The 20,101-nt window shown below is 65.5% G+C and carries 24 protein-coding genes; 9 read left to right on the top strand and 15 right to left on the bottom strand.

All coding sequences use genetic code 11. The annotated features are described in order from the left end of the window. Positions 1–13: 13 nt before the first annotated feature. Positions 14–2,356, top strand: coding sequence for a penicillin-binding protein 1A (locus AC3WK8_RS06630; RefSeq protein ID WP_103324292.1), 2,343 nt, complete (start codon positions 14–16; stop codon positions 2,354–2,356). Positions 2,357–2,367: 11 nt separating this feature from the next. Here the strand turns inward: AC3WK8_RS06630 and AC3WK8_RS06625 are convergent, their stop codons facing one another. The 3 genes from AC3WK8_RS06625 to AC3WK8_RS06615 all read right to left on the bottom strand — a co-directional run bounded on the left by AC3WK8_RS06625 (position 2,368) and on the right by AC3WK8_RS06615 (position 4,130). Further along, a complete protein-coding gene (locus AC3WK8_RS06625; protein WP_103324293.1) occupies positions 2,368–2,874 on the bottom strand; it encodes a GNAT family N-acetyltransferase in 507 nt (168 codons plus the stop codon). A gap of 33 nt (positions 2,875–2,907) precedes the next feature. Then, positions 2,908–3,480 (bottom strand): HD domain-containing protein, encoded by a 573-nt coding sequence (locus AC3WK8_RS06620; RefSeq protein ID WP_103324294.1) that lies wholly within the window; start codon positions 3,478–3,480, stop codon positions 2,908–2,910. A gap of 92 nt (positions 3,481–3,572) precedes the next feature. Further along, a complete protein-coding gene (locus AC3WK8_RS06615; protein WP_053130558.1) occupies positions 3,573–4,130 on the bottom strand; it encodes a helix-turn-helix domain-containing protein in 558 nt (185 codons plus the stop codon). Between the two features lie 171 nt (positions 4,131–4,301). Here AC3WK8_RS06615 and AC3WK8_RS06610 point away from each other — a divergent pair, with 171 nt between their 5' ends. Next, positions 4,302–4,631 (top strand): low molecular weight protein tyrosine phosphatase family protein, encoded by a 330-nt coding sequence (locus tag AC3WK8_RS06610; RefSeq protein ID WP_103324295.1) that lies wholly within the window; start codon positions 4,302–4,304, stop codon positions 4,629–4,631. 120 nt (positions 4,632–4,751) lie between these two features. Here the strand turns inward: AC3WK8_RS06610 and AC3WK8_RS06605 are convergent, their stop codons facing one another. Beyond that, on the bottom strand, positions 4,752–5,945 hold the full coding sequence (locus AC3WK8_RS06605) for a PrpF domain-containing protein (protein ID WP_103324296.1): 1,194 nt from the start codon (positions 5,943–5,945) through the stop codon (positions 4,752–4,754). Positions 5,946–6,178: 233 nt separating this feature from the next. On the opposite strand from AC3WK8_RS06605, the gene AC3WK8_RS06600 reads away from it, so the two are divergent. Beyond that, positions 6,179–6,820: an alpha/beta fold hydrolase gene (locus AC3WK8_RS06600; protein ID WP_103324297.1), complete on the top strand. Its 642-nt coding sequence runs from the start codon at positions 6,179–6,181 to the stop codon at positions 6,818–6,820. Between the two features lie 224 nt (positions 6,821–7,044). Beyond that, positions 7,045–7,656, top strand: coding sequence for an AidA/PixA family protein (locus AC3WK8_RS06595; protein WP_158091441.1), 612 nt, complete (start codon positions 7,045–7,047; stop codon positions 7,654–7,656). A gap of 46 nt (positions 7,657–7,702) precedes the next feature. On the opposite strand, the gene AC3WK8_RS06590 is transcribed toward AC3WK8_RS06595, so the two are convergent. The 4 genes from AC3WK8_RS06590 to AC3WK8_RS06575 form a co-directional block, all read right to left on the bottom strand. Further along, positions 7,703–8,323 carry a LysE family translocator gene (locus tag AC3WK8_RS06590; protein ID WP_085598779.1) on the bottom strand — a complete coding sequence of 207 codons (621 nt, stop codon included), beginning with the start codon at positions 8,321–8,323 and terminating at the stop codon, positions 7,703–7,705. A gap of 83 nt (positions 8,324–8,406) precedes the next feature. Beyond that, positions 8,407–9,306 (bottom strand): alpha/beta fold hydrolase, encoded by a 900-nt coding sequence (locus AC3WK8_RS06585; protein ID WP_103324298.1) that lies wholly within the window; start codon positions 9,304–9,306, stop codon positions 8,407–8,409. After that, positions 9,306–9,950 (bottom strand): DUF2239 family protein, encoded by a 645-nt coding sequence (locus AC3WK8_RS06580; RefSeq protein ID WP_103324299.1) that lies wholly within the window; start codon positions 9,948–9,950, stop codon positions 9,306–9,308. Before AC3WK8_RS06580 ends, AC3WK8_RS06585 begins: the two co-directional genes overlap by 1 nt. Before the next feature lie 106 nt (positions 9,951–10,056). After that, positions 10,057–10,275, bottom strand: coding sequence for a DUF3079 domain-containing protein (locus AC3WK8_RS06575; RefSeq protein WP_022644042.1), 219 nt, complete (start codon positions 10,273–10,275; stop codon positions 10,057–10,059). A 373-nt stretch (positions 10,276–10,648) separates the two neighbouring features. Here AC3WK8_RS06575 and AC3WK8_RS06570 point away from each other — a divergent pair, with 373 nt between their 5' ends. From AC3WK8_RS06570 to AC3WK8_RS06560, 3 genes are all read left to right on the top strand, one after another. Then, complete coding sequence (locus AC3WK8_RS06570) at positions 10,649–11,050, top strand: hypothetical protein (protein WP_103324300.1); 402 nt, start codon at positions 10,649–10,651, stop codon at positions 11,048–11,050. A 70-nt stretch (positions 11,051–11,120) separates the two neighbouring features. Next, positions 11,121–11,675: a UPF0149 family protein gene (locus AC3WK8_RS06565; RefSeq protein WP_103324301.1), complete on the top strand. Its 555-nt coding sequence runs from the start codon at positions 11,121–11,123 to the stop codon at positions 11,673–11,675. A gap of 76 nt (positions 11,676–11,751) precedes the next feature. Next, positions 11,752–12,426, top strand: coding sequence for a hypothetical protein (locus AC3WK8_RS06560; RefSeq protein ID WP_103324302.1), 675 nt, complete (start codon positions 11,752–11,754; stop codon positions 12,424–12,426). Between the two features lie 36 nt (positions 12,427–12,462). Here the strand turns inward: AC3WK8_RS06560 and AC3WK8_RS06555 are convergent, their stop codons facing one another. From AC3WK8_RS06555 to AC3WK8_RS06525, 7 genes are all read right to left on the bottom strand, one after another. Further along, positions 12,463–14,070, bottom strand: a complete 1,608-nt coding sequence (locus AC3WK8_RS06555) for an alpha/beta hydrolase (protein ID WP_053130579.1) — start codon at positions 14,068–14,070, stop codon at positions 12,463–12,465. A 330-nt stretch (positions 14,071–14,400) separates the two neighbouring features. Continuing rightward, complete coding sequence (locus AC3WK8_RS06550) at positions 14,401–14,745, bottom strand: hypothetical protein (RefSeq protein ID WP_058435957.1); 345 nt, start codon at positions 14,743–14,745, stop codon at positions 14,401–14,403. 36 nt (positions 14,746–14,781) lie between these two features. Then, on the bottom strand, positions 14,782–15,090 hold the full coding sequence (locus AC3WK8_RS06545; RefSeq protein WP_022644035.1) for a hypothetical protein: 309 nt from the start codon (positions 15,088–15,090) through the stop codon (positions 14,782–14,784). Positions 15,091–15,100: 10 nt separating this feature from the next. Then, positions 15,101–15,580 (bottom strand): surface-adhesin E family protein, encoded by a 480-nt coding sequence (locus AC3WK8_RS06540; protein ID WP_085598792.1) that lies wholly within the window; start codon positions 15,578–15,580, stop codon positions 15,101–15,103. Continuing rightward, a complete protein-coding gene (locus AC3WK8_RS06535; protein ID WP_103324303.1) occupies positions 15,577–16,221 on the bottom strand; it encodes a hypothetical protein in 645 nt (214 codons plus the stop codon). Before AC3WK8_RS06535 ends, AC3WK8_RS06540 begins: the two co-directional genes overlap by 4 nt. Positions 16,222–16,320: 99 nt before the next feature. Next, complete coding sequence (locus tag AC3WK8_RS06530; protein WP_103324330.1) at positions 16,321–17,106, bottom strand: PhzF family phenazine biosynthesis protein; 786 nt, start codon at positions 17,104–17,106, stop codon at positions 16,321–16,323. Between the two features lie 5 nt (positions 17,107–17,111). Further along, positions 17,112–17,807 carry a helix-turn-helix transcriptional regulator gene (locus AC3WK8_RS06525; protein WP_103324304.1) on the bottom strand — a complete coding sequence of 232 codons (696 nt, stop codon included), beginning with the start codon at positions 17,805–17,807 and terminating at the stop codon, positions 17,112–17,114. 194 nt (positions 17,808–18,001) lie between these two features. Between AC3WK8_RS06525 and AC3WK8_RS06520 the strand changes: the two genes are divergently transcribed. Then, positions 18,002–18,694, top strand: coding sequence for a response regulator transcription factor (locus AC3WK8_RS06520; RefSeq protein WP_103324305.1), 693 nt, complete (start codon positions 18,002–18,004; stop codon positions 18,692–18,694). Beyond that, complete coding sequence (locus AC3WK8_RS06515; RefSeq protein ID WP_103324306.1) at positions 18,694–20,031, top strand: HAMP domain-containing sensor histidine kinase; 1,338 nt, start codon at positions 18,694–18,696, stop codon at positions 20,029–20,031. The genes AC3WK8_RS06520 and AC3WK8_RS06515 overlap by 1 nt, the downstream gene beginning before the upstream one ends. Positions 20,032–20,101: the final 70 nt, after the last annotated feature.

Here is a 20,101-nt window from a genome sequence, read left to right as displayed (position 1 = left end):
AGTCGAGGAACCTTTGATGCGACTACTGAAGAACCTGGGCTGGTGTGCCCTGGCCATCGCCAGCCTGCTGGTGCTCGGCGCCAGCGGCACCTACCTGTACCTGCAACCGCAACTGCCCGATGTGGCGACGCTCAAGGACGTGCAGTTGCAAGAGCCGCTGCAGATCCTCAGCCACGAGGGCAAGCTGATCGCCGAATTCGGCGAGATCCGCCGGATTCCCATCGCCAACGCCGATATCCCCGATGACTTCCTCGCAGCCTTCATGGCCGCCGAGGATGGCAACTTCCGCCAGCACGTCGGCGTCGATCCCTCGGGGCTGCTGCGCGCGGCCCTGGAGCTGGCCAGGAGCGGGCATGTGCGCTCCGGGGGCAGCACCATCACCATGCAGGTGGCGAAGAACTTCTTCCTCAGCCAGGAGCGGACCTTTTCGCGCAAGCTGACCGAGATCCTGCTGGCCTTGCAGATCGAACGCAGCCTGTCCAAGGACGAGATCTTCAACCTGTACGTCAACAAGATCTACCTGGGCAAGCGCGCCTACGGCATCGCCGCTGCCGCGCAGGTCTACTACGGCAAGCCGGTGGCGCAACTGACCCTGGCCCAGACGGCGATGATCGCCGGCCTGCCCAAGGCGCCGTCGCGTTTCAACCCGATCAACAACCCGACCCGGGCCAAGCAGCGCCGGGACTGGATCCTGGGGCGCATGCACGAGCTGGGCAGCATCGATGCCGCGCGCTACCAGGCAGCCCTGGCCGAGCCGCTCACGGCCCGCTACCACGCACCGGAACCCGAGGTGGACGCGCCCTACGTGGCGGAGATGGCCCGGGCGCAGATGGTCGAGCGTTTCGGCGAACAGGCCTACACCCGAGGGCTGCAGGTGGTGACGACGGTCACCGCGCCATTGCAGGCGGCGGCCAACAGCGCGCTGCAAAAGGGCTTGAAGGTGTATGACCGGCGCCACGGCTATCGCGGCCCCGAGGCCCAGCTGCGTGGCACGCCGCGGCCGGACTGGCCACAAGCGCTGCAGGCCTACCCGACCCTGGGCGGCCTGAAGGCGGTGGCGGTGACCCAGGTCCTGGACCAGAGCCTGGTGATCGTCGATGGCAGTGGCCGGGAACACGCCGTGCCCTGGTCGACCATGGCCTGGGCCCGGCCCTTCATCAGCCACAACGCATTGGGCCGCGCCCCGGCGCGACCGGCCGACCTGGTCAAGGTGGGAGATGTGATCCGCGTCGAACAGCAAGATGCACAGCCACCGGCCTTCAGCCAGGTGCCCAAGGCCCAGGGTGCGCAGGTGTCGGTGGCAGCGGAAGATGGCGCGATCCGTGCGCTGGTGGGCGGCTTCGACTTCCAGCAGAGCCACTTCAACCGGGTGCTGCAAGCCAAGCGCCAGCCGGGTTCGAGCTTCAAGCCCTTCATCTACGCCGCAGCGCTGGACAACGGTTTTACCCCGGCGAGCATCGTCAACGACGCGCCCATCGTGCTGGGCAGCGACTACGCCGGCCCGGCCTGGCGCCCACGCAACGAGAACCGCACCTTCCTCGGCCCGATCCGCTTGCGCGAGGCGCTGTATCGCTCGCGGAACATGATCGCGATCCGCCTGGTGCAGGCCATGGGCATCGACCCGACCCTCGACTACATCCGGCGCTTCGGGTTCGCCGCCGACGATCTGCCGCGCAACCTGTCCCTGGCCCTGGGCACGGCCTCGGTGACGCCCATGGAGGTGGTCGCGGCCTGGAGCGTGTTCGCCAACGGCGGCTACCGGGTCACGCCCTACCTCATCGAGCGCATCGAGGACCGCAATGGCCAGCTGCTCTTCGCCGCCAACCCGAGCTGCGCCCCCAGCCTGCGCAATCCGGCGCCAGCCGCCGTGGCCGAACAGGTGGTGGACGGCCGCACCACCTACCTGCTGACCAGCATGCTCCAGGACGTGATCAAGCGCGGCACCGGGCGCGCTGCCGCCGCCATGGGGCGACCGGACATTGCCGGCAAGACTGGCACCACCAACGACGCCAAGGACTCCTGGTTCACCGGCTACAACGGCGACTACGTGACCAGCGTCTGGGCCGGTTTCGACCAGCCGCAAAGCCTGGGCCGCCGGGAATGGGGGGTGACCATCGCCCTGCCGATCTGGATGGACTACATGGGCCAGGCCCTGGCAGGCAAGGCCCCCTACTCGCAGCCCGAACCTCCGGGCATCGTCACCCGGCGCATCCACCTGGAAGATGGCACGGCCGCGCCCGCGGACGCCGCGCACACGGCCATGGAGCTGTTCAAGAGCGAGAGCGCACCGGCGCTGGAGAATACCGCGCCCGCCTCGAACCCGGCCGTGGAGCGCACCTTGCAGGAGCTGTTCTAAACCCCGCGCCCCTAGCCCTGGGCCTCGAAACCCGGATGAAAGCGCACTTCGCCCTCCGGGCAACGGCCCTGGAACGCCAGCGCCTGGAAGTACTCAGGGGGCACCCCGGGCAATACCGGTCCTTGCCCGGCCTTGAAGCCAAAACGCGCGTAGTAGGCCGGGTCGCCCAGCACCACGCAGCCGGCGGCGCCCTGCTCCTGCAACTGCGCCAGCAACTGGCGGATCAAGCGTGAGCCGATCCCCTGGCCCTGGCGCTCCGGCACTACCGACACCGGCGCCAGGCCAAACCAGCCGGGCTCGCCACCGCTGAAGACCACCGGGGAGATCGATCCATGGCCGAGCAGTGCACCGCCCTCCACGGCCACCAGGGACAGGGTCAGCGCGCCGGCACTGCGCAGCGCGTTGACGATGTACTGCTCGGTATGGCTGGAGCGAGGCGCATCGCGAAAGGCTTCGCGGGTCAGCTGTTCGATGGCCGGGATATCGCCGGGACGTTCGGCGCGCAGGATCGGGTTCATGGGCTGCGGATACTCTCAGGAAGGGACCGGCGCTCAGCCGGCCGCGTCGATGTGGCGCCGCGTGTCGTGGTCGATCTGTTCGCGCAGGGCTCGGAACAGCGGCGTGGCGCTAGTGTAGCGGCGGCCGTAGTCGAGGTTGAAGCGGTAATCGAAATCCGCCGGGTTGCGCCCCTGGTTGTGCTGCATCAGGGTCTCCAGCTTGTCCAGGGCCTTGACCGCCCGGGCCTCGGCCGAGCTGGCATTCTCGTATTCGTCCCACAAGGCCAGCAGGCGCTGGCGGGCCGGGGCATCGAGGCAACTGGCGAGGGTCTGCAGGTCTTCGCGCTCCTGCTGGCCCTTGTCCGGGTGGGCCGCCTGCCGCACCGCCGGGATGTCGCCATGGATGGCTTCGCCCAGGTCGTGGACGATGCACAGCTTGAGCACTTGCAAGAGGTCCAGCTCGCCCAGCTGGTCTTCCAGCAGCAAGGCCATCAGGCACAGGCGCCAGCTGTGCTCGGCGGTGCTTTCCTGGCGACCGCTGGAGGTGTGGGCACTGCGCAGTACGTCCTTGAGGCGCTCCGCCTGGCGCAGGAATTCGAGGCGACCGCCGAGGAGTTGATCGTTCATGGCTAAACCTGGATGAAATGACAGCCCAGCCTAACCACGATGTGTGTAACCGACCACGGATAAAATATCCGTGGCGCCGGAGCAGGCTGGAGTCAGAGGGTTTCCACCAGCCGCACCGCGTTGCCGTCGGACAGGTTCAGGCGGGTCCAGCGGCACTGGCTGGCCGCAATGGGCACGATGGCCGAATCGTTGTGGCCACTGAAGAACTCCAGCGCCGGGGGCGCCAGCACTTCGCGCCACCCGAGGTCGTCGAGGGCCCTCTCCTTGCGCACGATTTCCTCGGTGCAGAAGCCCCACAAGGATTGCCCCAGCAACTCGCTCAAGGGCACGCCGAACTCCCCGGCGCGAGTGGCCGAGCAGGCCAGCAGGCGGTGGGTCAGGTCGCAGACCAGGTGCACCGCGCGCGGGCTGTCGTTCACCAACCGGGCCAGGGCCTGGTCGGCGGCGGCGCTGAGGTTGGCCGCCAGCAGTTGCTCCAGCTTGGCGCGCTCGCTGGGTTCCATGGCTTGCTGGCCGTTTTCCCAGCGGGAAATGCTCGACTGCGCCACCCCGAACAGCTCGGCGGCGTGCTGCTGCTTGACCCGGTGCAGCAGGCGCCAGCGGCGCAAGGCCAGGCCCAGGTGCGGGGAGGTGAACAAGGATGCGGACATGAAAGCGACAGGTCCCGGCTGGAAAGACGCGACAGTTTGCCCGGGGCCGCAGCCTGCCGGCAAATCGGCCTGACCGAGCGCACCAGCGCTGGACAAGCGGGCCGAAGCCGCAAAAACTCTCGGCCCTCGCCCACCATCACGGCGGCACCATCAGCCAGGGACTCCGGCAGAATGCTCAATGTGTTGTTCGTCTGCAGCCAGAACAAGCTGCGCAGCCCCACCGCCGAACAGGTATTCGCCGATTGGCCGGGGATCGTCACCGCGTCCGCCGGGCTCAACCACGATGCCCAGGTGCCCCTGGGCCCGGAGCTGGTGCAATGGGCCGGGCTGATCCTGGTGATGGAAACCCGGCACCGGGAAAAACTGCGCAAGCGCTTCAAGCAGCACCTGCACCAGCAACAGGTGGTGTGCCTGAACATTCCCGATGACTACGAGTTCATGGACCCACAACTGATCCAACTGCTGCAACAACGGGTGCCACCCTTCCTGCCCGAATCCTGACGGCCGCTGCGCGCCCGTGCGCAGCCTGCGGCAGCGGCTACACCAAACCTGTAACCGCTGCTGAGCCTGCGAAGCTGCGACAAGGCCCGCAGGGCCTTCAGCGATCGACCGTATAACCCACTACAGAAGCGCCTGGAGCAGTTCCGGGGAGGCGTTGTACAGCGGGGTACGGCCTTGCAGCAGGATCTGTGCGCTGCGCCGGTAGGCAGCGCCATCGATCGAGAGCTCGCCGCCATGCACGCGGGCGCTGATCAGAGTCTCGAGGATGCCGGCGGGGTTTTCGATGGCCAGCGGATACTCGCTTCGGGTCGCGCTCAATTGCCGGGGCTGGGCCAGCAGTTGCTGGGCCACGGTGCCCTCGGCCAGGCAGGCCGCCGCCAGGCAACAGCCGCCGGATACCGCCAGGGACGGATGGGCGTTCTGCGGGGTGAAGTAGCGGGTGGCGATATCACCGCCTTCGCGGGCCGGGCTGACGATGCAGATCTTGGGAATGGTTTCGCTGCGTCGCAGTTCCTCGGCCGTCAGCAAGCCACCGTCGCGCCGACGCAAGCCCATGCGCAGGCCGCCCTCGACCATCAGCCCCAGCAGGCGCTCCTTGAACAGCGGGTCGGCGTCCAGCTGTGCCGGGGTTTCCTGGCCGGTCTTGCCCAGGTCCGTGGCCCGCACAATGACCATGGGTACCGCCACATCGATGCAGGTGGCCTGGATACCGTGTAGCAGGTCGACGCGCTGCCCGGTGGGAAACAGCGCCCCGGTCTTGGCGCCTACCGGGTCATCGAGGAACAGATCGACCCCGGGGAACTGGCCATTGACCCCGGGGATCCGCGTGTCGCTGAGCAGCCGGCCGGCGTGGAAGCCCAGGCGCGCGCGCAGGGTGGTCTGGGTGTTGCTGTTGTAGATCTCGATCTGCCCGTCATTGACCTCCGGCGACAACCAGCCCCGTTGCCAGGCGTACAACGGCAGGGCCGCCGACATGTTGCCGCAGTTGACGCTCCAGTCGATGGTGCTCTTGCCCGCCGCCAGCTGCGCCAGGGTGCTGATCATCCGCGTCTGGCCGGGGCGACGCTCGACGATGAACACCTTGTTGCTGGTGGGACCGCCCCGGCCCAGGCCGGTGATCTGGCTGTTGCCCGGCCACTCGCCAGCCAGGGGTACGCCCATCAGGTGGCGCAGCAGTTCCTCCACCAGGGCCTCGTCCTCGGGCAAGTCTTCCCGGGCCAGGATCAGCCCGGTGGAGGTGCCGCCACGGGCGTGGCACACCGGGAATTCAAGGAGGCTGGCTGGGCAGGCTGGCAGCTTGTGCAGATCGGACATGGCGGGCACCTCCACGGTGGGCGAAAGGAGCCGCCCCTTGTCGGGCAGGCAACAAGCGGCGGCGCAGCATGATAAACCCTGGCAGCCGATCCCGGGGCGCCAGCATGGCAAGCCGCTGTCGCCTGCGGCAGCGCTTGCTCGCAGGACTCGAGCACCGTATTTTCTAGCGCCGCCGCGCGGCCCTGCTGTCAGCGCGAGGCTTTATCCGCCGCCCATGGACCAGGAGCGATGTCATGTCACAAGCCCCCCAACAACTGCTGTTTCTGCCTGGTGCCTCGGGCAATCGTCAATTCTGGCAACCCCTGGCCACGCAGCTGCGCCATCCGGCGCGCCAAGTGCATCTGGGCTGGCCCGGTTTTGGCGATACCCCGGCACAGCCAGACGTCCAGGGCATGGACGATCTGGTGGACCTGGTGCTGCAACGCATCGACCAGCCGACAGCGCTAGTGGCCCAATCCATGGGCGGCATCATTGCGGTGCGTGCGGCCCTTGAGCGACCGGAGCGGGTCACCCACCTGGTCTTGAGCGTCACCTCTGGCGGCGTGGACATGAGCGACCTGGACGCCGCCGACTGGCGCAACGATTACCGCACGGCCTACCCGCAACTGCCCCGCTGGTTTGTCGACGATCACAGCGACCTTGGTCCGCGCCTGGGGGAGTTGTGCATGCCGGTGCTGCTGCTCTGGGGCGACCGCGACCCCATCAGTCCAGTGGCGGTAGGCCAGCGTCTGGCCCGCCTGTTGCCACAGGCCCTCTTGCGCATCGTGCCCGAGGCCGAGCACGACCTGGGCCTGACCCATGCCACTGAGGTGGCGCAGTGGCTCGATCAGTTCCTGGGCAACCACCGGACCGAGGGCGCCACAGCGAGCGCCTAACCCTGGCCTTGCACCGCTCGTCTTGCGCTCGCGCTTTTTGGGGCTGGCCATTTGACTAACCATCTTGAGGATCTAGATTCCACTCGCGACTTCATGGAAGTGCATCCAGCCCGCTGTCGGCATACCGGGCCAGAGACCCGATGCTCGGTGGTCGCCCCCCGGAAAAGGTGATCAACCATGCGCCTGGACAACCGGGTGCCCAACCTGACAGCAGGGAGCTGGATATGAGCTACGAAAACGAAAAAGTCGTGGACATCATGATCGTCATCGATGCCCTCACCATCTTGCAGTGCGCCGAACAGGGCGTTTTCCCGGGCGGCCTGAGCCCACACCCCGACCAACCGACTCAGCTGTACAGCTTTTACATGCCCAACTCGTCCACCCGGGTTTCCGACCAGGTCGTCTGCATGTACACCACCCGCAACTACGTCAGCGGCGGCAGCAACAGTGAAGGCACCGCCGAGCTCTCGGTGGACCTGAACCAGGATGATTACGTCCACTGGCGCACCACCACCCTGACCAAGGACATGAAGTACTCGGCAATCCTCTACCAGTACACCCAGACCAATCCTGACCCCGCCACAGACAGGAATGTCTACCTGGATCAAATAACCGCCAATGTCTCGCCGAACACCCCGATGCCCATCATCAACAACAGCAACCCTCCGGGCAGCTACTGCGAGCAGCCGTTCCCGCAGAAGGTCACGGCCTACTACTGGAGCGCGCGTGCCGCCAAGGCCTGCAGCAACCTGAGGTACAACTGGTCGTTCATGATCGTAGGCAACGACAAGATCCTCGGCTATTGCGCCTGGGATCCCTACTTCGTCATCAGCTAGCTCTCTAGGCTCCTGCCTCTCTCTGCGCCTGGGAGAGGGGCTGGCCTCAGGCTCGCCGCGCCAGCAGCAACAATGACGCCGCCCCCGAAAGCAAGACCGCGCAACCACGGTTGAACACGCGGCGCCCGGCGGGTTGGCCGAACCAGCGGCGCATGTGCAGGCCCATGCCGGCATAGGCGGCGATGGCCACGCACTCCAGCACCAGGAACAAGCCCCCAAGCATCAGGAACTGCCCGGCCACCGGCGCCGTGGGATCGATGAACTGCGGCAGGAATGCGCTGAAGACCAGGATCGCCTTGGGATTGCCGATGGCGATCAGGAACTCCTGTCGGGCCAGGGCCAACAGTCCGCCTGCAGCGTCCCGGCCTTCGACCTCGACGCGGGTATCGGCCGTCCACAGCCGATATGCCAGGTACAGCAGGTAGCCAGCGCCAAGAATCTTGATCCCGTGGAACAGTAGCTCCGAGGCCTGCAGCACCGCCGCCAGCCCCACCGAGGCCAGGCCGATCATCAGCATGAAGGCCAGCAAGCGCCCCACCCCGGCCAGGCACGAAACCCGAAAACCAAAGGTGGTGGCGTTCTTCACCGAAAGCAGGTTGTTGGGGCCGGGCGCCATATTCAGCGCAAAACAGGCAGGCAGGAACAAAACCAGGGTGGTGAGGTTCATTGGTGGTGCACCTTGGGCTGGGCTTCGAAGCGGGTCAGCCGCGAATATAAAAGAGCGCCAGGGCGCCACACAACCTGCCATCCCTAGCGCTGGCGCGCCGTACGCTCGATGGCCGCCAGCACCTGGGGTTGGCAGGGCGGTGGCAGGTCATGGCCCATGCCGGGAATCAGCAACCACTCGGCACCGGGGATCGAACGCGCGGTGTCCTCGCCACAGGCCGCGGGCACCAGCGGGTCGTCGCTGCCATGGACCACCAGGGTCGGCGCCTGGATGCTGGCCAGCCGAGCCCGGCGATCGCCAGCACAGGCCAGGGCCGCCAGCTGGCGCATGAAACCTGCAGGGTTCCAGCCCCGGCGCAGTTCCTCCAGCACCAGCTCGCGTTGGGCCGCTTCGTCGAATGCCCGGACACTGCCGGCGATGCAGCGGGCCAGGGCCAGGCGCTGGGCAACATGGCCCTCCAGGTCGAGCGCCGGGTCTGCCGCTGGCGCCGTCAGCAAGGCCATGACCTGCGGTGCGGGCGGCGGCAAGGCCGGGTTGCCGCTGCTGGCCATGATCGAGGTCAACGAACGCACCCGCTGCGGATATTCGCAGGCCAGCACCTGGGCAATCACCCCGCCCATGGAACGCCCCACCACATGGGCTCGCTCGATGCCCAGGTGATCCAGCAGCCCCAGGGCATCGGCGGCCATGTCTTGCAAGCTGTAGGGCAGCGCCAACGGCCGACCGGCCAGCAGTGCCGCAAGATCCGGAACATCGGCCTCGACCAGATGCGTCGAAGCGCCAACATCGCGATTGTCGAAACGAATCACCCGGAACCCACGGGCCGCCAGGTCCCGGCAAAAGTCCGAGGTCCAGCGCACCATCTGGGTGCCCAGGCCGGCGATCAGCAGGATCGCCTCGGCGGTCTCGTCGCCATGACTGTCCCAGGCCAGTTCGATGCCATTGACCAATGCATACTGCAGGCCGGCACCCGGCCGGGCCATCACTGCCCTGCCCCGGCGAGCTGGGCCCCATTGGCCAGGCGCAGGGCATGTTCACGGATATCTTCGGGCCAACCTTGCAGTCGGTGGCCCAGGCCCTCGAGATCACCGGCGAACAAGGCGCGGGTGGCTTCTTCGTAGCCGGGCAAATCCCCGGCCAGCGCCAGCATGAACTGATAGGCAGCCTCTTGCGCCATGCGTCGTTGCTGCGCCGCATCGGGATTGCGCCGGGCCTCGTCCACCAGCCGCCGCAGCACCGCCGAGGCACCACCGGGCTGGCTGGCCAGCCAGTCCCACTGGCGTGGCAGCAAGGTCACCTCGCGGGCGATCACCCCCAGCTTGGGCCGCCCACGGCCACGGGGCGAATCGGCCGCAACCTCCACCTCGGTCTCGGCAGCCGCGGCCGAACGGTAACGCCCGCGACCCGGTGCGGGGGCCTGCGCCAGGCGTTGCGTCAATTCGGCCTCGCTGCCCCGCAGGTCGAGGTCGATGACCCGCCCCGTAGCATCGTCGAATACCAGCAGGCTGGCGCAAGCCGGATCCCGGGACGCGTCGCGCACCGCCAGGGCCACTTCCAGCAACGGGCCACGGGCCAGCAAGCGCTGGGCCTGGAAGGCGGTGACAGGTTTGGTGAGGATGTCGGACATGGCAACGGTCTCATGAAGATGAAGCCGAATAATACCCGGGTAATAAAACACCAATCAATATACCCGGGTAAAAATATTCGATCCGCCGTCTCCGGCCCTTCCCGGTTCAGTGGGTATCGCGCTCCGGCGGGGCTGGCTCGGCGCTGGCCGGGATGTCGAAACCCCAGTCGCCATGCAGGTACCAGTCTTCACCGAGCATTTCGGAAGGATGCATGGTGCGATCCGAGCCGTTGCCACACGACAAGGCATTGGCGGCGCAGTAACGGTCGCAGCCCCAGCAGATGCGCTCGGGATGCTTGGGGGAAAGGGGAAAGGGCTTGGCCATGGGAACTCCCGGTGCCGGGGAAAGGAGCTTCAAGTTAAAACGTCCCATGCGCCGCGACCTTGATCCCGATCAAGCCCGGCCTGCCAGCGTGGCGAGGCCGGAAAGACTGTCGGGGTTTCCCGGGGCACAGCGGCCCTGGCACTGGGCATATCGGCAGAACCGGTCCGCGAACTAGTCCATCTGTACTAATGACGAGCCGTTTTCGGCGTCGCTATAGTCCTGCCCACACCCCTTCCTTGTGTTCCACCTCCCTCTCACCGCAGCCCTGCGGTGCGAGGGTTCCCTCCCCCCTTTTCCAAGACTGCCGAGCCGTTGCCGGCCCGGTGCAGATTTAGCTGCGAAAGCCGGAACGCCGCCGCTATGATGGATCCCCATGAATCCAAGCCCCGCGATCCGCCAACCCTGCCCGCCCGGTGCCTGCGTCTGCCAACGCGAGCAGTTGCTGGACACTCCCGGAGCCGACCTGCGCATCCTCAATCTCACGCGCCAGGAAGAAAAACGCCTGGTCGAGCGCCTGGAGAATCTCAAGGACCTGGCCGACCTGGAGCACATGCAACGCCGGATGTACCAGCAACTGGGAATCCGCCTGGAAATCACCCCCAGCGACAATGAAGTGCGCAGCATGCGCGGCATCGCCATCGTCCTGGTCGAGCATCCCGGACTGTGCCGCAAGACCCGGCAGAACATACCCGCCGCAATTCGTCGGGCCATGGAGATCCGTCCGGAAATCGCCTACCGCCTGCTCGACTCCCAAGACCTGCTGCGCGACGCCTGAAACGCCCGGTGCTTGCAGCCACAACGCCAAGGCTTGAGAATCGCCGCTGTTTTTCCCTGGAATGCCCATCATGCAGAACACTCCCCTGAACGCCGCCGACTTCGAGACGCTCGAAGACACCCTGCTCAAGTACGGCGACGACCACTCGGTACTCAACCCCTGCGAGCTGGACGGCTACTTCACCGCCCTGGTGTCGGGCCCGGCCCAGGTCGATATCGCCGAATGGTTCCCGGCGATCTGGGGCGGCGAGAACCCGGCCTGGGAAAGCCCGCAGGAATGCCGACAGTTCATCGACCTGTGCGTGCGCCACATCAACAGCCTGGCGGTGCAACTGGACAGCGACGCCGCAGGCTTCAAGGCGCGCCTGGAAGCCACCGAGCACCAGGGCCAATCGTTGTTGCTGGCCGAGGAATGGTGCTTCGGCTACCTGCGCGGGGTCGCGGTGGGCAACTGGCCGCAGATGCCGGCGCCGCAGACCGCCTTGCTGCAGACCATCATCGACTGCGCCGAGCAGGACCACTTCGAGCTGCCGGCGGACCTGGATATCGCCCTGCACCAGCAGCAGCTGGCGAGCATCGAACCGGCCGCCCGCCAGTTGCACCAGTACTGGTCGAGCCAGCGCTAATCCCACCGCCGCCTCTCTGGCCTGCACACCCACCGGGCCCCTCTGGCGAGCCCGGCTCTTCAAGGATGAATGCCCGATGATCGAATGGATCAAGCGTCTGTTTGGCCGTGATGCCTCGGCAACACACACCGAGCCCGCCCCACCGACGCTCACGGATTTGCTGGCAACCATGCAGACCTGCGCTCAGGATCCAGCGGGCGACTTCTACTACAGAACCGAGGCCGCCAATAGGTGGGGAGATTTTTTTACCACCGAGTTTCGCGTGACCTGTCGTAACCCAGATGGCGGGATCACCCAAGACTTGAGGAAGAATCCGCCTCTTCTACAGGCCGCCGCAGGCGGCGCCCTGGTGCATGCCTTCTATTACTACGCCTCGTTCAACGACGGGCAGGCCAAGATCAACAGTTTTCATCGCCAGGTCGTCCGTGCCGATAACGGCATGCCAGTGACTTGTGCCGACAAGATGTTGCTGTGTTTGCTGACCCGCTACAGGAAGACCACTGCAGCCTTGGTTGGCCGACATAATCATGTCGACCTAACCCAAAACGATCAGAGCTGCCAGTACATCATCTGCAATGCCAACAACCTGCACATTCCCCGGCAAGACATCCAGCTGTACCTGGAGGGCCAGTGGTACCCATTGCCCGCCATCGACGACCTCACCCTGAGCACCATCATGACGACCTGGAAGAACGAGGCCCATCTGAGCGCGACAGCCTTCGCAACGCTGCTCAAGGCGCTGAAGGTCTGAACACTCGCCCTCCCCCAGCGCCTCGTTGCTGCCGCCTCACCGAGCAGGCGCGTACTGCTCCACCAGCTTCCACAACAGGCGCCCCATGGGCAGGCGGTAGATATCGCTGTGGGCACCGCCACCCGATCCGGGCGAGTTGAACTGGGTGATGCCGTTCGACGCATCGATATAGGCCACCTTGTGCCCCTGGCCGGTGCCGTCGAACGGGTCGACACATCCCGCCTGGCCATACTTGCAGACCTCGAACCGGCCACCGGGAGTGGCGGAAGTATCGGAGGCGGTCATGCAATCGAATATCGGCTGATACAGCGAGCCCGGCGCAGCGCAAGCCTTGCGGTAGGAGCCGATGGAACCGGCCGGGTCGGTCCAGACCACGAAAGGCGCGCCGGTGGCCGAGTCTTCGGTGGCGGCGGTCAAGACGATCTTGGTCTTGTCCAGCCGTGCGAAGTCACGGTAAGGGGCGCCTTCACTGCCTAGCTGCGCTGCAAACCGGTTGATGCTCATGGCTCCCTGCAGACCGACCGCCAAGTCCACCGGGCTGCTCACCATGGACTGGTCGGGAAAGCCGCCCTGCAAGGGCACCAGTGCCGGCGAACTGAACACCGCCCGGGTCATGGCGCGAGCACCGAAGCTGTGCCCGAGGGCCACCACCCGGGCGTGGCTGCCGGAAGCTTGGAGGCTGAGCGGGATGGTTTCGTTGAGCAGCTTGTTCAACCAAGACAAACCGATCTCGTCGGCATCGTTGGCCTTGTTGGAGTAACTGAACACGTTGCCGAACGAGTTGGACCAGTAGGAAGGCCAGGTCACCCCGATCACCAGGGGGCGGAAGCTGCCTGCAGGACGGTCCTTGGCCAGCGGCTGGATCGCCTTGGTGCGGTCGATGGGACTTTCCTGCTGGCCACTGGCCGCTTCGAGCGAAGCCGCCATCAAGTTGCCGGTCAGGTCGTTGAAGTTGCGAATGGCTTCCTGTTGCGCGGTGTTCCAACCCATCACTATTACCAGGACATGGGTGTAGTTGCCCTGTTTCAGGTCCTTGGTCAAGTTGTCTTGCAATGACACCAGCGCGTACTTTCCATAATCATAAAGTTGATACTTCTTGGCATCTACCTTGTCGAGATTGGTCGAGATTTCGCAGGCGTGCCAATCGCTGACCTTGGCCAGGTCGTAGTCTTTTCGCGTCAAGGATATGGGCTTGGCGGCATAAGCGTTATATACAAAGCAGTGGCTTTTCGAGAAGTAAGGAACATTACCGCCACGATCGTCCCTGGCTACCGAGTTCTTGATGATGTGCGACACGAACATCGCCTTGGGATCGCTGTTCTGGAAGCGCTCGATCTGGCTGGACGTGCCCCAGCGGCTGGGTTGTTCGGCCTGGATGTACCGGCCACTCTTGACGAAACTGACCTGGGGATAGGGCTTGGGCCCACCCACCGTCGCTTGCGGGCTCTTTTCCAGGGCCACTACGTAGCCCGGGTAATGCAGGGCCGTGCCGGAGGGAAAGTACAGGCTGGAATGAAAACCTTGCGCATTGGTGCTCTCGACGTCCAACGCCGACTCATAGGGCTCCATGACCGTACCGGGCCCGGAACAACCGGCGATACTGATACCCAGGATCCAGATACCCGCCCACTTCAGACTCGCCATGACTGACTCCCTGGGTCATGTTTGACCCGGCTGCTGACAGTTGTATTTTTTATTCTTGGCTGGCGTGCAGCAACTGCACGCACCGTTGACTACAGCCTGAATATAGTCAGCAAATATCAAATAGCCATTAACTAGAAAACATCCAAGAAAAAATAAATAAAATCAAAGCAACGACACTGATAGTTTGATGCAATGCTGAAATGTCGAATATGAAAACTGGTAAACAACGCAACTTAAGCAGAAGCGAATAGCCAACTTATAATTAGCTGGCAATCAACTTAATCATTCATGCCGCGCAACACAGAGACTGCAAGTCGCAGGCGAGCGCAATCATTCATAACAGCCATCGCAGGCCTCCAGCAGGTTGAGCAGCAGTTGCTCATCGATCTGCTCGTCGTCCAGGCCAACGGGGCCGGCCTGGTCCGGGTCCGAGATGCACTCCAGCACCCGCAAGGGCAGCTGGGCGGCGCCGAAAAAAGCCAGGATGTCGCGCACTTCCTGTTCCCGTTGCACATGGTCGTTATGGAACAGCCAGGCGCTGTAGAACACCCCCTGGGGCCCCTGTCCCAAGTGCTCGCGGGCGATACGCAGCGACATGCCCAGACGCTGGTGGAGGAACTTCACCAGCGCCAGGTCGGTGCTGGGGGCCATCAAGGCGATGCTGATTCTGGACATGTCCTGATCCTGCAAAAAAGTCGGTGGGGCTCGACCCTAGTCCGGACGCCAGGGTTTGACACCTTGCAGATGCCGCTCGATGTCATCCATGTCGTCCTCGCCCAGGGTCAGGTCGAAGGGCTCGGTGAGGATCCTGCGCACCTGCGCCAAACGCCCGGTGACGCGCTCGTTGTCGATGAAGTCGGTGGTCGCGCGCTGGTAGTCCGCCACGGGCTTGTCCACGTAATGGCTGCCCATGCGGTGCAGCGACAGCACGATGAACTCCAGCTGCGCCAGGGCTTGCAGCGCCTGGTCTGCGGTGAGCGTGATCTTGCGGTTGTTCTCGCGTATCGGTCCTGCTGCCATCGCCCTGCCCTCAATCGCCCTGGGGGCCCTTGAACGGCGGCGCGCCCAAGCGTGCCGCATCGATGCCACAGGCCATGTTGCGTAGCTCGCCGATCACCGACTGCCGGGGAAAGGCCGCCCATTGCGCGTGGGCCTCCTTGCGCATGACCTCCACGCCCTGGGCGAAGGGTTCGGAGAAATACACCCGGCCCAGTTGCGCCGATTCATCGCGCTCGCAGTTGATGATCCGCACCACCCGCGAGCTGTGGATCAGGGGTTTGGAATCTCCCGGGGCGGTGGGCTTGCTGTAGTTGTTGACCAGGTAGAACTGCCGCAGATGCGGGTTGTTCTGGTACAGGGCCAGGGAGTTGGCCGCGAAGTAAGTCGCCGACTCCGGAGTGTCCAGCACTTTGAACATGGCCTCGGGACGCGCCGCGCCAGCATCGCCGGCCTGGTCATGGGCACAGCCCGCCAGCAGGAGCACGCCACCCAGCCACCACAGGCGCTTCATTGCGCTGCTCCCTGGGCCATGTCTGGCCGCTCCTGGCGCAACAACGTGGCATCGACGCTGCCTTGCAACGAACAGAGCATGCGGGTCTTGCCGTGCTCCACGCTGAGCATGAGGATCTTCTCCGCGGAGCCCGGGGCCGGGGCGATCTCGGAAACCGCCGCCGGGTTGTCCTGCCAGGGCGCCTGGGCGTTGGGCTTGATCTGCGGCCGGGAGATGAAGTACTCGCCAGCCTCCTGCCAGCCGGCCTGGGGCATGGCGGCCATCACCGCTTCCCGGCTGGCATCGATCTCCAGGCCCCAGAAGTAGTAGATGCCCTCGCTGCCCAGGTCGAACACGCTGTCGTAGTAGCCGGTCAACTTCAGGCCCTTGTCTTGCAGTGGGCGGGAGAAGGTGGCGGTGGAGGTCGAGCTGTCGTGCCGGTCGGGCACCGGAATCCAGGCGATACCTTGCTGGTCATCGTGCTTGAGAGCCACTACCCGGCCGAGTTCAGCGCGCTGCTGGTACAGGTCCTTGAAGAACGCCGGCTGGCATTGCATCAGGCTGTCGCTCAGGCTGGCCGCCAGCGAACTACCGGCCCACAGGCTCAACACAAGGGCCAGGGGCTTGGGTGAATGGCGGGAGATGGCGCGGATCAAATCCATTGTCAGAAGCTTCCGGGTCAGGCGAAAAAAATCGCGACTCTAAACCTCGCCAGCTTCCGACACAAATAATCCCGGGAGCCCAGGCTCCCGGGAACCGCCTCAGAGGAAAATGCTGCCACGCAGGTACAGCGCGCCATGGCCGCTGATGATGACCCGTCCGTTGTCCAGCACCTGGCACTGCAACTGGCCCTTGCGCGCCCCGCCCTGCTGCGCCCGCAACTGGCTCTTGCCCAGGCGCGCGGCCCAATAGGGAGCCAGCGAGGTGTGGGCGGAACCGGTGACCGGATCTTCATTGACCCCGACGCTGGGACCGAACCAGCGGGAAACGAAATCGAACTCCCGGGACGGCGCGGTCACCGCGATGCCGCGCACGCCGAACTGGGCCAGGGCCACGAAATCCGGCTGGAGCTCATCCAGCAGGCGCTCGTCGTCCACCACCAGCAGGTAGTCGTCGGTGCGATACAACGCCTCGGCCCGACTCAAGCCCAGGGCTTGCAACAAGGCCGCGGGGATCTCCACCGCTTCGGGCTGCTTGGCCGGGAAGTCCATGGACAGCAAGCCACCCTCGCGGCTGACCCGCAACTCGCCACTGCGGGTGAAAAAGCGCAGCACGTCGCGCTGCTCGCCCAACTGCTCGAACAGCACCCAGGCCGCTGCCAGGGTGGCATGGCCGCACAGGTCGACCTCTACCGTCGGGGTGAACCAGCGCAGCTCGAATCCCTCGTCCTTGGGCACGAAGTAGGCGGTTTCGGACAGGTTGTTCTCCTCGGCGATGCGTTGCAGCACCGCGTCCGGCAGCCAGGCCTGCAGCGGGCAGACCGCCGCCGGGTTGCCGCCGAAGACACTGGAGGTAAAGGCATCCACTTGAAAGATATCGATCTGCATCGCGGTCATTCCTCAGCGCCTTGGGCGCGGATCTGGTCCAGGTAGTTGTAGATGGTGTAGCGAGTCACGCCGAGGGCCGCAGCGGCCTTCTCGATCCCGCCCTTGACGATGAACAGGCCGCGCTCCTGCATCTGGCGCACGGCTTCGAGCTTGTGCTGCTTGGTCAACCGCGCCCCGGGCTCCGGACAGGCCGCCTGGATGATCTGGGCCAGCAGTTGCTCCATGTCCTGGGGCTCATCGCCCCGCGGCTCCGGCGCACTGCCCAGGCCCAGCATCTGCCCCAGGCAGGCATGGGCCGCGGCGATCCCGCTCAGGTCGCTGTTGCTGCACAGGCTGGCGAAGGGCTGCCCGCTGCTGTCGCGAAAGACCACGGTGGAGCTGCGCAGCTCGCGGCCATCGGGCGCCAGGGTCGGGTAGTTCTCCAGCACCAGCGGAGTGCTGCCGGAACGGTCGTGCAAGGCCCGCAGCACCGCGGCGAAGCCCAGGTCCTGGCGCGGTCCGCCCAGCACCGGACCACCGACCCGGCGCCCGGTGACATGGCCGTTGGCGATGGCGATGATCGAGCGCTCGGGCTGGTCGAGATCGTGCAGGACGATCTCCACATGCGGCCCCACCACACCGGCCAGCATCTGCAAGGTACTGCGCAGTACCTGCAAGACCAGCTGGCGCTCGGCCAAGACAGCGGAAGAAGGCTGGCTCATGGACACTCCGGGAAAAATCTTTGGCGAAAAATATCAACGTAATGTTGAATATTCAACTTTTTGTTTACCTGACCTCGATCAACCCTGGCCATCACGGCAATTGCATCGCCAGGGGCATTGCTGCAATATTCGCGGATGTTAAACGTTCTCATTTAAGTCTTCCCTCCAGCCGCTTGCGCAAAGTACCCCACCCAATGACCCCCAATCTGCTTCTCGTGGAAGACGACGCCCGGCTGCGCCAGGACCTGGACCGGCATTTTCGCCAGCGCGGCTTCGCCGTCAGCGCCTGCATCGATGGTCGCGAAGGACTGGCGACGCTGCGCGCCGGGCACTTCGACCTGGTACTGCTGGACATCATGCTGCCCGGCCTCGATGGCCTGGCCCTGCTCGATACCCTGCGCCACGAACAAGGCATCCCGGTGATGCTGATGTCGGCCCTGGGCGCCGAACAGGACCGCATCACCGGGTTCACCCGGGGCGCCGACGACTACCTGCCCAAGCCCTTCAGCCTGGCCGAGCTGGATGCCCGGGTCGATGCGCTGCTGCGGCGCATGGCCCGGGTCCAGCCGGCCCCCAGCCAACGCCAGGACCCTTTGCCCGCCTTCGACGACCAGGCCCAGGACGTGCTCAGCCAAGGCCGCGCCGCCGGCCTCACCGGCTCCGAATACCGCCTGCTGGTGACCCTGCGCGAGCATCCCGGGCAGACCCTGAGCAAACCCTTCCTCTACCAGCAGGTGCTGCACCGCATCTACACCCGCCTGGATCGCGGCCTGGACGTGCACGTCTGCAACCTGCGGCGCAAGCTGGCCGAAATTGGCGTACAGCACTTGCAGATCCAGGCCGTGCGCGGTGCCGGCTACATCCTGGTACAAGCGGACCGCGGCTGATGCGCCGCCACCCCCTGTTGTGGAAGCTGGCGCTGTTGCAGATCGGCTTCTGCCTGCTGCTGACCTGGATCATCTGGACCTGGGGCCTGTCGGCCGAGCGCAGCACTTACTTTCTCGACCCGGCCGACCGCCAGTACCTGGCCGGCTACGCTCAGCAGGCCGAAACTGCCTGGCGCCAGGGAGGAACCAGCGGCGTCGATGCCTTCCAGCGCCAGCTGGCGGCCCGGGAACACACCTGGGTCGCGGTGATTGGCGAGCGCCTGCAAAGCCTCGGCAGTACGCCCTTGAGCGCTGAGGAAGCCAGCCACCTGACCTTCATGCGCAAGCTGGACTGGCCCATGAGCCGGCGCCTGCAGGACGAGTTGCCCTACGTCAGCATCCAGTTCCCGGAGCATCCCGAGCAGGGCCGGCTGGTGCTGCAACTGCCCGAACGCCTGCTGCCCAGCGGCCTCACGCCCTGGACCCACGTGCTCAGCCACGGGGTGGTGCCGACCTTGCTGGCCGCGCTGCTCGGCTTGTTGCTCTACCGTCATCTGGTGCTGCCGTTGAACCGCCTGCGCGACCGCGCCGATGCCCTGCGCGCCGACGACCTGGAGAGCCCGGGCCTGGGTACGCCCCTGGCCCGGCGCAGCGACGAACTCGGCGAGTTGGCCCTGGCCTTCGAGCACATGGCCGAGCGCCTGCGCCAGAGCCTGGCCCAGCAACGCCTGCTGCTGCGGACCTTGTCCCATGAGCTGCGCACGCCCCTGGCACGACTGCGCATCGCCCATGACAGCCGGCTACCGCCGGAGCAACTGCGCCAGCGCCTGGACCGCGAGATCCTCGACATGCAGCGCCTGCTGGAAGACACCCTGGACCTGGCCTGGCTCGACACCGAACGCCCGCAACTGTCCACCGAGCCAGTGCAGGTGTTGTCGATCTGGGAGGCCCTGCGCGAAGACGCCTGCTTCGAGAGCGGCTGGAACCTGGAGCGCCTGCCCTGCCTGCTGGACGCCGATTGCCGGGTCCAGGTGCACCTGGACAGCATTGCCCAGGCCCTGGAGAACCTGTTGCGCAACGCCATCCGTTACTCCCCCGAGGGCGGCCGGGTCAGCCTGCGCGGCTGGCGCGAGGGCAGCCACTGGCACCTGTGCCTGGAAGATGAGGGCCCGGGGGTCGCCGAACAGGACCTGCAGCGGATCTTCCAGCCCTACCAGCGCCTGGGCTCGGCCCAGGGCGAGGGTTTCGGCCTGGGCCTGGCCATCGCCCAGCGCGCCGTGGAGCTGCACCAGGGGCGGATCTGGGCCAGCAACGGCCATCCGGGATTGTGCATGCACCTGCTGTTGCCGGCCGCCTGAAGGCAGGCGCTGCCGCCTCGTCGCCGCCGAAGTGTTTAGAAAGTTAATGCGCTTTACTCGCAAATAGCAG

It is taken from the genome of Pseudomonas sp. FW507-12TSA (assembly GCF_058781435.1).
The sequence above is the reverse complement of the archived record's forward strand: the minus strand, read 5'-3'. Positions and strand labels throughout refer to the sequence as shown.